Origin of the sequence: Kitasatospora xanthocidica, assembly GCF_014656195.1 — a bacterium.
GTDB classification, from domain to species: domain Bacteria; phylum Actinomycetota; class Actinomycetes; order Streptomycetales; family Streptomycetaceae; genus Kitasatospora; species Kitasatospora xanthocidica.
Genome location: NZ_BNBY01000014.1, coordinates 1 through 13,067, shown reverse-complemented (window position 1 = coordinate 13,067; position 13,067 = coordinate 1). Strand labels below are relative to the sequence as shown.

General features: G+C 71.9%; 13 protein-coding genes and 1 riboswitch. Of the genes, 5 read left to right on the top strand and 8 right to left on the bottom strand.

The window, feature by feature from the left end:
- The first annotated feature begins 53 nt into the window (after positions 1-53).
- The gene (locus IE332_RS23500) at positions 54-692 is read left to right on the top strand and encodes an HD domain-containing protein (protein ID WP_229928851.1); all 639 of its coding nucleotides are present in this window, start codon (positions 54-56) and stop codon (positions 690-692) included.
- A gap of 158 nt (positions 693-850) precedes the next feature.
- Here the strand turns inward: IE332_RS23500 and IE332_RS23495 are convergent, their stop codons facing one another.
- From IE332_RS23495 to thrC, 5 genes are all read right to left on the bottom strand, one after another.
- Positions 851-1,207 carry a DUF8819 family protein gene (locus IE332_RS23495; protein ID WP_189919811.1) on the bottom strand — a complete coding sequence of 119 codons (357 nt, stop codon included), beginning with the start codon at positions 1,205-1,207 and terminating at the stop codon, positions 851-853.
- 131 nt (positions 1,208-1,338) lie between these two features.
- Positions 1,339-2,961, bottom strand: a complete 1,623-nt coding sequence (gene groL, locus IE332_RS23490; RefSeq protein ID WP_188308227.1) for a chaperonin GroEL — start codon at positions 2,959-2,961, stop codon at positions 1,339-1,341.
- A 322-nt stretch (positions 2,962-3,283) separates the two neighbouring features.
- Positions 3,284-3,487: a cold-shock protein gene (locus IE332_RS23485; protein ID WP_030289665.1), complete on the bottom strand. Its 204-nt coding sequence runs from the start codon at positions 3,485-3,487 to the stop codon at positions 3,284-3,286.
- A 550-nt stretch (positions 3,488-4,037) separates the two neighbouring features.
- Positions 4,038-4,316, bottom strand: coding sequence for a MoaD/ThiS family protein (locus IE332_RS23480; protein WP_189919809.1), 279 nt, complete (start codon positions 4,314-4,316; stop codon positions 4,038-4,040).
- A 41-nt stretch (positions 4,317-4,357) separates the two neighbouring features.
- A complete protein-coding gene (thrC, locus tag IE332_RS23475; protein ID WP_189919807.1) occupies positions 4,358-5,638 on the bottom strand; it encodes a threonine synthase in 1,281 nt (426 codons plus the stop codon).
- Positions 5,639-5,654: 16 nt separating this feature from the next.
- Positions 5,655-5,789, bottom strand: a riboswitch (SAM riboswitch).
- A 147-nt stretch (positions 5,790-5,936) separates the two neighbouring features.
- Here thrC and IE332_RS23470 point away from each other — a divergent pair.
- Entirely contained in the window at positions 5,937-6,962 is a 1,026-nt protein-coding gene (locus tag IE332_RS23470) for a glucosyl-3-phosphoglycerate synthase (RefSeq protein WP_229928850.1), read from the top strand.
- Positions 6,963-7,020: 58 nt separating this feature from the next.
- Complete coding sequence (locus IE332_RS23465) at positions 7,021-8,487, top strand: alpha,alpha-trehalose-phosphate synthase (UDP-forming) (protein ID WP_189919803.1); 1,467 nt, start codon at positions 7,021-7,023, stop codon at positions 8,485-8,487.
- On the opposite strand, the gene otsB is transcribed toward IE332_RS23465, so the two are convergent.
- Both otsB and IE332_RS23455 read right to left on the bottom strand, forming a co-directional pair.
- Entirely contained in the window at positions 8,474-9,313 is an 840-nt protein-coding gene (otsB, locus tag IE332_RS23460; protein WP_189919801.1) for a trehalose-phosphatase, read from the bottom strand. The genes IE332_RS23465 and otsB overlap by 14 nt on opposite strands.
- Positions 9,314-9,626: 313 nt before the next feature.
- Positions 9,627-9,854, bottom strand: coding sequence for a DUF3263 domain-containing protein (locus IE332_RS23455; protein ID WP_189919793.1), 228 nt, complete (start codon positions 9,852-9,854; stop codon positions 9,627-9,629).
- A 114-nt stretch (positions 9,855-9,968) separates the two neighbouring features.
- Between IE332_RS23455 and IE332_RS23450 the strand changes: the two genes are divergently transcribed.
- Complete coding sequence (locus IE332_RS23450) at positions 9,969-10,319, top strand: cupin domain-containing protein (RefSeq protein WP_189920112.1); 351 nt, start codon at positions 9,969-9,971, stop codon at positions 10,317-10,319.
- 76 nt (positions 10,320-10,395) lie between these two features.
- On the opposite strand, the gene IE332_RS23445 is transcribed toward IE332_RS23450, so the two are convergent.
- Positions 10,396-11,634: an extracellular solute-binding protein gene (locus IE332_RS23445; protein WP_189919791.1), complete on the bottom strand. Its 1,239-nt coding sequence runs from the start codon at positions 11,632-11,634 to the stop codon at positions 10,396-10,398.
- 400 nt (positions 11,635-12,034) lie between these two features.
- On the opposite strand from IE332_RS23445, the gene IE332_RS23440 reads away from it, so the two are divergent.
- A complete protein-coding gene (locus tag IE332_RS23440; protein WP_189919789.1) occupies positions 12,035-12,982 on the top strand; it encodes an ROK family protein in 948 nt (315 codons plus the stop codon).
- The last annotated feature ends 85 nt before the right edge of the window (positions 12,983-13,067 follow it).

The following is a 13,067-nucleotide window of genomic DNA, read 5'->3' as shown; positions in this document are numbered from 1 at the left end:
TCGTCAACCTACCTATAGGTCCAGCCCCGGGCCGACCCAGCACAATGGCCGTCATGCCCACCACCGAGGAAGACCTGCTCACCGCCTGGACCGCCCTGCTGCTCCGCTGCGGCACCACCGCCGACCCCGAGCCGTACGGCCGGGAGCTGCTGCGCCGCTGGTCCGAGCCGCAGCGCCGCTACCACACCGCCGACCACCTGGGCGCGGTCCTGCGGCACGTCGACGACCTCGCCGGGCACGCCGCCGACCCGGACGCCGTCCGCCTCGCGGCCTGGTTCCACGACGCCGTCTACCGCCCCGACCGCAGCGAGAACGAGGAGCGCAGCGCCGCCCTGGCCGTCCGCGCGCTGACCGCCGCCGGCCTGCCCGCCGCCCGGGTGGCCGAGGTCGAACGGCTGGTCCTGCTGACCGTCGGCCACGACCCGGCGCCCGGCGACCGCGACGGCGAGGTGCTCTGCGACGCGGACCTCGCCGTCCTCGGCGGCACCCCGGAGGCGTACGCGGCGTACGCGGCCGCCGTCCGGGAGGAGTACGGCTTCGTCCCCGCGCCGGACTTCCGGGCCGGCCGCGCCGCCGTGCTGCGCGGCCTCCTCGCGCTGCCCGCGCTCTACCGCACCCCCGCCGCCCACGCCCGCTTCGCCGACGCCGCCCGCGCCAACCTGACGGCCGAGCTCCGGCAGCTGGAGCCCTAGGGCGTGTCTGACAATTCCCGCCGGGCGCGCGACGCCGGGGCACGCACCTCGCCGCGTTGTCGTCGGTCGCCGATGCTCCGCATGGACTCCCTCCTCCGCCTTGCGATGCACGCACCCCAACGCCGCGCGCTGATCCGACGCGAATTGTCAGACACGCCCTAGGACAGCTTGCCCACCGGCGCCACCACCGCGCCCCGCTTGCCGCACACCCAGTGCGGCTCCGGCCCCAGCTCCGGCTCCACGCCCAGCGCGTGCGGGTCGCCGTCGTCCGCGCAGTCGGCGCACAGCGGCCAGCGCCCGTACGCCTCCAGCAGCGCGTCCTGGACGTCCTGGGCGACCAGCCCGAGCACGTACTCGGTGCCGTCCGGCCACTGCTCCAGCCACCAGCGCCGGTGGGTGACGGCCTGCTCCACCAGCGAGACGACGGCGGCGTCCGCCACGTCCCGCGCGGTGAGGTCGGCCAGGATCAGGGCCCGGGCGTTGTGCAGGGCGGTCTCGATGTCGTCGGAAGCCATCCGTCCATTCTCCGTGGCCCGCCCATGGGTTCAAAACGGGCCCGACGCCGGAAACGCCGCGTGGGCGGCCCCCCGAAGGGAACCGCCCACGCGGACGAGGATCAGCCGATCCGATCGGAATCCGATCAGGATCAGAAGTCCATGTCACCGCCCGGCATGCCGCCGCCGGCGGCCGCGGCGGCCTTCTCCGGCTTGTCGGCGATGACGGCCTCGGTGGTGAGGAACAGCGCCGCGATGGAGGCGGCGTTCTGCAGCGCGGAGCGGGTGACCTTGGCCGGGTCGATGATGCCCGCGGCGACCAGGTCGACGTACTCGTTGGTGGCGGCGTTCAGACCGTGACCGGCGGGGAGGTTGCGCACCTTCTCCACCACGACGCCACCCTCCAGGCCGGCGTTGGTCGCGATCTGCTTGATCGGGGCCTCCAGCGCGACCTTGACGATGTTGGCACCGGTGGCCTCGTCGCCCTCCAGCTCCAGCTTGTCGAAGGCGACACCGGCCTGCAGCAGCGCGACGCCACCACCGGCGACGATGCCCTCCTCGACGGCGGCCTTGGCGTTGCGGACGGCGTCCTCGATGCGGTGCTTGCGCTCCTTGAGCTCCACCTCGGTGGCCGCGCCGGCCTTGATGACGGCCACGCCGCCGGCCAGCTTGGCGAGGCGCTCCTGGAGCTTCTCGCGGTCGTAGTCCGAGTCGCTGTTCTCGATCTCGGCGCGGATCTGGTTCACGCGGCCCGCGACCTGCTCGCTGTCGCCGCCACCGTCGACGATGGTGGTCTCGTCCTTGGTGATGACCACCTTGCGGGCGGTGCCCAGCAGGTCGATGCCGGCGTTCTCCAGCTTGAGGCCGACCTCCTCGGAGATGACGGTGCCACCGGTGAGGATGGCGATGTCGCCGAGCATGGCCTTACGGCGGTCGCCGAAGCCCGGGGCCTTGACGGCGACGGACTTGAAGGTGCCGCGGATCTTGTTCACGACCAGGGTCGACAGGGCCTCGCCCTCGACGTCCTCGGCGATGATGACGAGCGGCTTGCCGCTCTGCATGACCTTCTCCAGCAGCGGGAGCAGGTCCTTGACCGAGCCGATCTTGGAGTTGGCGATGAGGATGTACGGGTCCTCGAACGTCGCCTCCATCCGCTCCAGGTCGGTGGCGAAGTAGGCCGAGATGTAGCCCTTGTCGAAGCGCATGCCCTCGGTGAGCTCGAGCTCCAGACCGAAGGTGTTGCTCTCCTCGACGGTGATGACGCCTTCCTTGCCGACCTTGTCCATGGCCTCGGCGATGAGCTCGCCGATCTGGGTGTCGGCGGCGGAGATGGAGGCGGTGGAGGCGATCTGCTCCTTGGTCTCCACGTCCTTGGCCTGGGCCAGCAGCTGGTCGGAGACGGCGGCGACGGCCTTCTCGATGCCGCGCTTCAGGGCCATCGGGTTGGCGCCGGCGGCGACGTTGCGCAGACCCTCGCGAACCAGGGCCTGGGCGAGCACGGTGGCGGTGGTGGTGCCGTCACCCGCGACGTCGTCCGTCTTCTTGGCGACCTCCTTGACGAGCTCCGCACCGATCTTCTCGTACGGGTCCTCGAGCTCGATCTCCTTGGCGATGGAGACACCGTCGTTGGTGATCGTGGGGGCGCCCCACTTCTTCTCCAGCACGACGTTGCGGCCCTTGGGGCCGAGCGTGACCTTCACGGCGTCGGCGAGCTGGTTCATGCCACGCTCAAGGCCGCGGCGAGCTTCCTCATCAAAGGCGATGATCTTGGCCATCAGAAGTGGTCCTCCGGGACACGGTCGACTGCTCGGACCAAGGGGTGCCCGCGACGGACGGCCCTGGTGTGCGGGGGTCTTTTCCCCTACCGCTCCCGGGGGCCTCACCGACCCGGTCCGCTGTCACTCTCACGCTGTGAGTGCTAACGCCAATGATTAGCACTCACGGTGGTCGAGTGCAAGCCCAATCGCCAACCCGCGAGCCCCCGCTGGGACCGCCCGGGAACGCCGACGGGCCCGTACGACACGTGTCGTACGGGCCCGTCGAGAAGCGAGTGGTCACCAGCGGTGGGCCGGGCCGAGCTCCTGGAGTCGGAAGGGGTCAGACCGCCGCGCGAACCATGTCCGCCTGCGGGCCCTTCTGTCCCTGGGAGATCTCGAACTCGACCCGCTGGCCCTCCTCGAGGGTGCGGTAGCCGTCCATCTGGATCGCGCTGTAGTGGACGAAGACGTCCGCACCACCGTCGACCGCGATGAAGCCGTAGCCCTTCTCCGCGTTGAACCACTTGACGGTGCCCTGAGCCATTCCGAACTCCCCTTGTGCTGTGCTGGCCCTTCACGTGCCCGCAGGTCGCGGGCCCGGGTTGGTTGAAGGCCGGCCCGGGGAACCCCCCCTGGGCGCAGCCGTGCACGCCGCAGCCCTCCGCGCGGGTCGCCGTACGGCTTCCGGTGAGCGGGTGATTGCGTCGACCGCCGCTGAATGTATCCGGACCGAAGCCCTCTGCAACAGGGTCAACCGCCGGTAATTCCGTTGCGACGGCAGGGGACAGGACGGGTTGAATCGGGAAGATCTCGGCATTTCACGCCGGGCATAGCGGACGAATTACTCAAATCCCCGCGGTAATTCTGACATCGGCCTGACATGTTTCACGGACCGGTCTCACCGGCCGGACGTCCTCCGACGGAACCTCGCCCGGTCCTGCCGCCGGGCCGAGAGGGAACCCCTGTTCCCAGTCGAGCGACACTCTACTCCGACTCCATTCGAAAATATTCCAGCCGGAATGCAACCGGCCGCCCGCGGGTACGGAGATCGGAATTCCGTACGCGCGGGCGGCCGAATGGCGGGAGTTCGCGGCTCAGCAGCCGCCGGCCACCGCCGGAATGATCGAGACGCCGACGCCGTCCTTGATCTCGGTCGCCAGGCCCTCGGCGAAGCGCACGTCGTCGTCGTTCACGTAGACGTTGACGAAGCGGCGCAGCTTGCCGGTGTCGTCCAGGATGCGGGCGGCGATGCCCGGGTGGTTCCGCTCCAGGTCGGCGATGACCTCGGCCAGGGTGGTGCCCTCGGCGCTCACCTCGGCGGCGCCGCCGGTGTAGGTGCGCAGGATGGTGGGGATGCGGACGTTGGCGCTCATGGCTCTCCTTGCGGGGGTGGGGCCTTGCGGGGCGGGGTGGTTCAGGCGGACACGAGGCCGGCGGCGCGGAAGGAGTCCAGCGTCGGGCGGATGACGGCGGTCATCCCGGCGTCGGAGACGGCGTCCAGGGTCTTCAGGCCGTCACCGGTGTTGATCGCGACGGTCTCCTTGGCCGGATCCAGCTGCCCGGTCTCGACCAGCTTCTTCAGCACGCCGACGGTCACCCCGCCCGCGGTCTCCGCGAAGATGCCCTCGGTCCGCGCCAGCAGCCGGATCGCCGCCACGACCTCCGCGTCCGTGACGTCCTCCACCGCGCCGCCGGTCCGACGGGCGATGTCCAGCACGTACGGGCCGTCGGCCGGGTTGCCGATCGCCAGCGACTTGGCGATGGTGTCCGGCTTGACCGGCTTGATCACGTCCCGGCCCGCCTTGAAGGCCGCCGACACCGGCGAGCAGCCCTCGGCCTGGGCGCCGAAGACCCGGTACGGCCGGTCCTCGACCAGGCCGAGCTTGATCAGCTCCTGCAGCCCCTTGTCGATCTTCGTCAGCTGCGAGCCCGAGGCGATCGGGATCACGATCTGCTCCGGCAGCCGCCAGCCGAGCTGCTCGCAGATCTCGTACGCCAGCGTCTTGGAGCCCTCGCCGTAGTACGGCCGCAGGTTGACGTTGACGAAGCCCCAGCCCTCGCCGGCCGGGTCCCCGATCAGCTCCGAGCAGAAGCGGTTCACGTCGTCGTAGTTGCCCTCGATGCCGACCAGCTCGCCGCCGTACACCCCGGCCATGACGACCTTGCCCTGCTCCAGGTCGTGCGGGATGAACACGCAGGACCGGAACCCGGCCCGGGCGGCCGCCGCGCCCACCGCGCCGGCCAGGTTGCCAGTGGAGGAGCAGGAGAGCGTCGTGTAGCCGAAGGCCCGGGCGGCCTCGATCGCGCAGGCCACCACCCGGTCCTTGAAGGAGTGCGTCGGGTTCCCGGAGTCGTCCTTGATGTGCAGCTGGGCGGTGAAGCCGAGCTCCCGGCCCAGGTTGTCCGCCTTCACCAGCGGGGTCCAGCCCGGGTTCAGGTTGGGCTTGGAGGCGACGTCGGCCGGGACGGGCAGCAGCGGCGCGTAGCGCCAGACGGACGCCGGACCGGCCTCGATCCGCTTGCGCAGCTCCTCGGCGCCCTCGCTGCCGAAGTCGTAGGCGATCTCCAGCGGGCCGAAGCACTCCAGGCACGCGAAGCTGGGACCGAGCGGGAAACGGGTGCCGCACTCCCGACAGGACAGGGCGGTGGCGGGGCCGAGGTCCACGGAAACAGGTGCGACGGTGTCGATAGCCATGATGGCGAGGCCTCTCTCCTCATCTTCCCCGTGGCACGGTCGCGCCACAGGCCGGAATTGGCACCTGTCCCGCCGGGGCCTGTGACGACAGCCGAGCGAGAAGGTTGCCGGGACGTCAACGGGCCGTTCCCTCAGTCCCTCTGGATGAGCTTGTGAAATTGTGGTGGCGCTCAACGGTGACCCCGGCGTGCGAAGGTCCGACCGCTGTACGAAGACTGTATCCGAAGGCGTCATTCCTGAACGGGACCGTCCGCCACGCGAGATGACCCGTCCCACCCGACCCGCCGAGGAGACTTCCGTGCCCGCCGAACCGACCCCCGAGCTCCTCCCGCAGGCGGCGTCCTGGCTACGCCGCCGGTCCTGGAGCGCGGCGGACCGGCCGGTCCGCACCCTTCTCGACGCCAAGGAACGCACCGGGCGCACGGTCAGCGTCGTCCTCCCCGCCCTGGACGAGGAGGCCACCGTCGGCGACATCGTCCGCACCGTCCGCCGCGAGCTGATGGAACGCCTCCCGCTCGTCGACGAACTCGTCGTGGTCGACTCCGGCTCCACCGACGCCACCGCCGCCGTCGCCGCCGAGGCCGGCGCCCGGGTCGAGCACCGCGACGCCATCCTGCCCCGGCTGCCCGCCGCCCCCGGCAAGGGCGAGGTGCTCTGGCGCTCGCTGCTGGTCACCCGCGGCGACATCGTCTGCTTCGTGGACGCCGACCTGCGCGAGTTCGACCCGGCCTTCGTCTCCGGGATCGTCGGCCCACTGCTGACCGACGAGTCCATCCAGCTGGTCAAGGCCATGTACGACCGCCCGCTGGAGACGGACAGCGGCGTCATCGTCCCGGCCGGCGGCGGCCGCGTCACCGAACTCGTCGCCCGCCCCCTCCTCAACCTCCACTGGCCGGAACTCGCCGGTTTCGTCCAACCCCTCGGCGGCGAGTACGCGGCCCGCCGCTCCCTGCTCGAACGGCTGCCCTTCCCCACCGGCTACGGCGTCGAACTCGGCCTGCTGGTCGACGCCCTGGAGCTGGTCGGCCTGGACGCCCTGGCCCAGGTGGACGTCGGCGTCCGGCACCACCGCCACCAGGACGGCCAGGCCCTCGGCCGGATGGCCGCCACCATCTACCGCACCGCCCTCGACCGCCTCGACCGGGCCCACCGGCTCAAGGCCTCCGCCGACCTGGTCCGCCCGCACCTCACCCAGTTCACCCGCGACCCGGAGCCCCGGCCCACGGCCGGCGGGACCCCGATCTTCACCCCCCGCACCTACGACATCACCGCCCTGGAACGCCCCCCGATGCACACCGTCCCCGAGTACGCCGCCCGACATTGACGGGTTCACGGCCCCGTCGACGGGTTTGCCACGCCGGGCCCCCGGCAACATCCCAACCATGGGCGATCTCACGACCGAACGTTCGAGTGCGACCGGCACCGCCCCCGTCCTGGTGGCGTCCAACCGGGGACCGGTGTCGTTCAGCACCGCCGACGACGGCACGCTGACCCTGCGGCGCGGCGGCGGGGGCCTGGTCTCCGGGCTCTCCGCGATCGACGACCCGAACGCCGTCTGGGTCTGCGCCGCCCTCGGCGACGCGGACCGCAGAGCCGCCGCGGAAGCCCCGAACGGCCGCCTCGACCTGGCCGGCCACGACGTCGGCGGACAGGCCGTCCGGATGCTGGACATCGACCCCGAGACCTTCACCCGCGCCTACAACGGCGTCGCCAACTCCACCCTCTGGTTCGTCCACCACCTGCTCTACGCGACCCCCACCGCACCCGCCTTCGACGCCGACTTCCGCACCGAATGGGCCGCCTACCGCACGTACAACGAAGCCTTCGCGAACGCCCTGGCCGCCGAGGCCGCCCCGAACGCCGCCGTCCTCGTCCAGGACTACCACCTGTCCCTCACCCCGGCCCTGCTCCGCGAAGCCCGCCCCGACCTGCGGATCGGCCACTTCTCGCACACCCCCTGGGCCCCGCCCGAGTACTACCGGCTGCTCCCCGACGACGTCGCCCGCGCCGTCCTCACCGGCATCCTGGGCGCCGACCGGGCCGGCTTCCTCACCGAACGCTGGGCCCGCGCCTTCGCCGCCTGCTGCGAAGACCTCCTCGGCGCCACCGTCGACCACGAGGCCCTCACCGTCACCCACGAGGGCCGCACCACCCACCTCGGCGTCCACGCCCTCGGCGCCGACGCCGACTTCCTCCGCGAACGCGCCCACCGCCCCGACGTGGACGAACGCCTCGCCACCCTCCGTACGGCCGTCGGCGACCGCCGCACCATCGTCCGGGTCGACCGCACCGAGCTGAGCAAGAACATCGTCCGCGGCCTCCTGGCCTACCGGCACCTGCTCCGCACCCGCCCCGAGTGGCACGACCGGGTGGTGCACATCGCCTTCGCCTACCCTTCCCGCACCGACCTCGCCGAATACCGCGACTACACCGCCGCGGTCCAGGAACTCGCCGAGGCCATCGACACCGAATTCGCCACCCCCACCTGGCAACCCCTGATCCTGCACGTCAACGACGACTTCCCGCGCTCCCTGGCCGCCTACCGCCTCGCCGACGTAGCCCTCGTCAACCCGATCCGGGACGGCATGAACCTGGTCGCCAAGGAAATCCCGGTGGTCTCCGACCACGGCTGCGCCCTCGTCCTCTCCCGCGAGGCCGGCGCCCACGCCGAACTCGGCGACGACGCCCTGACCGTCAACCCGTACGACGTCATCGCCACCGCCGACGCCCTGCACGCCGCCCTCACCATGCCCGCGGAGGAGCGCGCCGACCGCACCAAGCGCCTCGCGGCGGCGGCCACCGCGCTCCCCCCGCAGCAGTGGTTCCTCGACCAGCTCAACGCGCTCTGAGCTCCGCCCCCAACGCCCCCAACAGCTCGACCACGCCGGCCGGGCCCGGGACCACCAGGTCCGCCCGGTCGGCGAGTTCGCGCACCGGCGCGTCCCCCACCGCCCCGCTGCACACCAGCAGCCCGGCCACGCCCTCGCCCCGCAGCTCCTCCACCGCCGCGAAGGCCGCCACATCACCCAGGTCGTCCCCCGCGTACAGCACCGACCGGGCGCCGCGCTCCCGCAGGAACCCGGTCAGCGCCGCCCCCTTGTCCACCCCCGGCGGCCGCAGCTCCAGGACCAGCCGCCCGGGCTCCACCACCAGTCCGTGCCCGGCCGCCAACTCCGCCACCGGCGCCCGCAACGACTCCAGCACCTCCTCCGGCGCCTCCGTACGCCGGGTGTGCACCGCCACCGAGCGCCCCTTGTCCTCCAGCCACACCCCCTCGGGCGCCCCCACCCGCGCCAGCACCCCCGGCAACGCCTCCCGCACCGCCGCCACCCCCGGATGCACCTCCGGCGCGCTCACCTCCCCGTCCTCCCACCGCTCGGCACCGTAGTGCCCCAGCACCACCACCCCCGGCACCCCCGCCAGCCCCCCGTACTCCACCGCCAACGCCGCCGGCCGCCCGGTCACCACCACCACGGCCCCCACCTCCGCCGCCAGCACCCGCAACGCCCCCGCCACCCCCGGATGCGCCCTCGCCCGACTCGGATCAGCCACGATCGGCGCCAACGTCCCATCGAAGTCCAACCCCACCACCGCCTCCCGAGGCGCCCGCAGAATCGCCCGCACCCCGTCCCGCCCAGCCTCGGTCCCCGGCACCCACACCTCTTCGAATCCCATACCGAGCCCCATACCCCCAACCACCAACCCCCACCACCCACACCCACCCACCAACCCACCCATCCGCACCCACCCCCCACCTCCCCCTCCCCGTCCCGGCGAGAGGGACGTGCCGCGGAAGGGGCGGCGCAGGGGGTGGGTGCGGAGAGGGGCGTTGCGGGTGATTTTCAGACTGCCAACGGCGAGCACCCCCCACCCACAGAGTCGGCAGTCTGAAAATCATCCAGCCCCCAGAGCACCCACCCCCGGAGCCGCCCCGCCCCCACCCTCCCGAGAGCCCCACCCACACCCAAGCCCCGCGCAGCGGAACCCCTCAACGAGCCGCCCGCCGGGCATCCCGCACCCGCCGCAACCGATTCACCAGCACCGGCGCCTGCGCCAACGCCTCCTCCCGGTCCAGCAAAGCGTTCAGCAGCTGGTAGTACCGCGTAGAGGAGAGCCCCAGCTCCTCCCGGATCGCCCGCTCCTTGGCCCCCGCCGTCCGCCACTGCCGCCCCTCCAGCGCCAGCACCGCCCGGTCCCGCTCACTCAGCTCGCCCACCGCGCACACCTCCGTCCACCACTACGGAGTGTCATTCTCCCGCGCGCCCCCGACACACACTGCTCGCCCCTCCGCCCGCCCGCCGCCGCTAACGTCACCCGCATGACCACGCCCATGACCACGCCCAGCTTCGCCCTGCACATCCCCGACGCCGAGCTCGACCCCGACCCGCTCGACCCGGCCCAGATCGTCTCCGGCACCCCCGAGGTCACCGGCAAGGTCCTCGCCGAGTCCGCGGACGGCCGCCAGCTGCGCGGCATCTGGCAGATCACCCCGGGCGTGGTCACCGACGTCGAGGCCGACGAGATGTTCGTGGTCCTCAGCGGCCGGGCGACCATCGAGGTCGAGGGCGGCCCCACCCTGGAGGTCGGTCCCGGCGACTGCGCCGTGCTGCGCGAGGGCGACCGCACCACCTGGACGGTCCACGAAACCCTCCGCAAGGCCTACGCCATCACCCTCCCCTGACCAGCACCGAGGCTCCAGAGGCCCGGCCCCCCACCCCCGGGACCGGGCCTCACACCACACACGACGGGCCCACGGCCTACTTCCGCACCCGCGCCGCCTCCTTGGCCGCCGCATCCTGCAGCCCCCCGAGCACCAGCTTGGGCTCCGTGGTCACCGCCTGCCCGATCCCCGCCTTGATCCGGTTGCTGACCTCACCCCAGGCCGGGTCCCCGAACGGATAGAAGCTGGCGTTGCTCAGCCCGACCGCGAACTGCTTGAGGTCCGCGTGCTTCGGGTCCGTCGACATCTGGTTGAAGGCGTCCTGGGTGACCGGCAGCAGGTTGTACTGCTCGTCGAACTTCAGCTGGTTGTCCCGGCCGTAGACGAACGCCAGGAACTTCTTGATCTCGTTCTTGTGCCCGTTGGCCTTGAACGCCATCATCCAGTCCGCGACCCCGAGGCTGCCGGTCCGTCCGAGGCCGTCCTTCTTGGGGATCGGCGCCGTCCCGAAGTCGATGTTCCCGGCGGTCGCCATCCGCAGCAGCGTGGGGTGCCCGTTGAGCATCGCGACCTTCCCGGTCGCGAAGTCCTGGAACACCGGGGTGCGGTTCATCTTGCCCGGCTCCGGGTACGTCAGCCCGGGGCTCACCAGGTTGTTCTTCAGCCAGCTGAACGTCGCCTGGTTCTGGCTGCTGTCGATGGTGTAGTTGCCCACGTCGTCGGAGATGCTCCCGCCGCCGCTCAGCGTCCACAGCATGGATTCGGCGGGGGCCTCCTCCGGCCCGAGCGGGAGCCCGTACGGGGTCACTCCCGGCACCTTGGCCTTGATCTTCTCCGCGTCCTGCTTCAGCTCGTTCCAGGTGGCGGGCGGCTGCGCGATCCCCGCCTGCCGGAACATCGCCTTGTTGTAGAAGAGCACCCGCGAGGAGGACACGAACGGGATCCCGTACTGGGTGCCGAGCACCTGCCCGGCGTGCGTGAAGGTGTCCAGGAAGTTCGCCTGGGTGTCCACGGAGAGCACGTCCGACGCCGGGTAGAGCCGGTCCGCCGCGACCTGGTCCGCGAAGCCGCCGGTCTGCAGCAGGTCCGGCGACTTGCCGGCCGCGATCATGTCCTCGACCTTCTTGCCGATCTCGGTCCAGCTGTCCACCTCGACGCTGACCTTGATCCCGGGGTTGGCGGCCTCGAAGGCCCTGGCGACCCCGTCCCAGTAGTGCGCGGAGCCGGTCTCCGCGTTCTCGCCGTAGTCCGCCGCGACCAGCTTGAGGGTGACGGTCCCCTGGTCCTGCCCGCCGCACGCGCCGACCGCGGTGAGTGCCAGGGTTCCGGCCAGCACACTGCCGAGCACACGGGTGGGAACGTGGACGCGCCTGTTCAACGCGGGTACCGCCTTAGGGGGAAGAACTGCCGCCGGAACGAGGGAATCCGGCAGGGGGAGGCGCCACACTGCCAAACCGGCCGTCCACTGGTCCACACCACTGGCCCACCCCGACCCAGTAGTTATCGAAGTGCCCCGGGTCGTTGCACGATGCGCAACACCCACGCCCGCCCACCCCCGGATCACACTCGGACAACCTGGATTCAATCCCCCGGACACCCCGCGTCCGCCCCCGCTCCGGCGACCGCCCCAAACCGCCGCACACTCCCGCAGCTGCGACAAAGCTCACCCCGCATGGACCAGACCAATCCGACAACTGGACTAGACCTCTTCTACCCACCAAGGGAAACTGTCCTCCGTGAAGCACGTCATCGCACTCGATGTAGGCGGCACCGGCATGAAGGCCGCGCTGCTCGCCCAGGACGGCTCCGTGCTGTTCGAGGCACGCCGACCGACCGGGCGGGAGCACGGCACGGACGCCGTCGTCGCCGCCATCCTCGACTTCGCCACCGACCTGGCGGACGAGGGCCGCAGCCGCTTCGGCGTCGCCCCGCTCGCGGCCGGTGTCGCCGTCCCGGGGACGATCGACGAGAAGAACGGCATCGCGGTCTTCTCCGCCAACCTCGGCTGGCGGGACCTCCCCCTGCGCAGGCTCCTCGGCGAGCGCCTGGCCGGCCCCGACGGCAGCGCGATGCCGGTGGCCCTCGGCCACGACGTGCGGTCCGGCGGCCTGGCGGAGGGCCGGCTCGGCGCCGGACGGGGCGTGGACCGCTTCCTGTTCATCGCCCTCGGCACCGGCATCGCCGGCGCCATCGGCATCGGCGGCCGGATCGAGGCCGGCGCCCACGGCTACGGCGGCGAGATCGGCCACGTCGTGGTCCGCCCGGGCGGACCGCCGTGCGGCTGCGGCGCCCGCGGCTGCCTGGAGACGCTGGCCTCCGCCTCCGCCGTCTCCCGCGCCTGGGCCGAGGCCAGCGGCGACCCCGACGCCGACGCGGCATCCTGCGCCGCCGCGGTGGACGCCGGGGACGACCGCGCCCTCGCGGTCTGGCAGCGGGCCGTCGACGCCCTGGCGGACGGCATCATCCTCGCCCAGAGCCTGCTCGACCCGTCCACGGTGATCGTCGGCGGCGGGCTGGCCGAGGCCGGCGACACGCTCTTCGCCCCGCTGCGCGCGGCGGTCACCGAGCGTCTGACCTTCCAGATGCCCCCGGAGGTCGTTCCCGCCATGCTCAAAGACACCGCCGCGTCCCTGGGCGCGGGCCTGCTCGCCTGGGACCTGCTCTCGATGGAGGTGACCGCGTGACCACCGCGGACCGTGACCGTACTGCCCTGGCCGGAGCCCGCCTGGTCCTGCCCGGCGGCGTCGTCGAGGGCGACCGCCTGTCCGT

Bases quoted from the DNA above. Each gene is read 5' to 3' on its own strand.
- otsB (WP_189919801.1), bottom strand. From the start codon at position 9,313: ATGGGATTCGAAGAGGTGTGGGTGCCGGGGACCGAGGCTGGGCGGGAC.
- IE332_RS23450 (WP_189920112.1), top strand. From the start codon at position 9,969: ATGACCACGCCCAGCTTCGCCCTGCACATCCCCGACGCCGAGCTCGAC.
- IE332_RS23500 (WP_229928851.1), top strand. From the start codon at position 54: ATGCCCACCACCGAGGAAGACCTGCTCACCGCCTGGACCGCCCTGCTG.
- IE332_RS23495 (WP_189919811.1), bottom strand. From the start codon at position 1,207: ATGGCTTCCGACGACATCGAGACCGCCCTGCACAACGCCCGGGCCCTG.
- IE332_RS23465 (WP_189919803.1), top strand. From the start codon at position 7,021: ATGGGCGATCTCACGACCGAACGTTCGAGTGCGACCGGCACCGCCCCC.
- groL (WP_188308227.1), bottom strand. From the start codon at position 2,961: ATGGCCAAGATCATCGCCTTTGATGAGGAAGCTCGCCGCGGCCTTGAG.
- IE332_RS23485 (WP_030289665.1), bottom strand. From the start codon at position 3,487: ATGGCTCAGGGCACCGTCAAGTGGTTCAACGCGGAGAAGGGCTACGGC.
- thrC (WP_189919807.1), bottom strand. From the start codon at position 5,638: ATGGCTATCGACACCGTCGCACCTGTTTCCGTGGACCTCGGCCCCGCC.
- IE332_RS23480 (WP_189919809.1), bottom strand. From the start codon at position 4,316: ATGAGCGCCAACGTCCGCATCCCCACCATCCTGCGCACCTACACCGGC.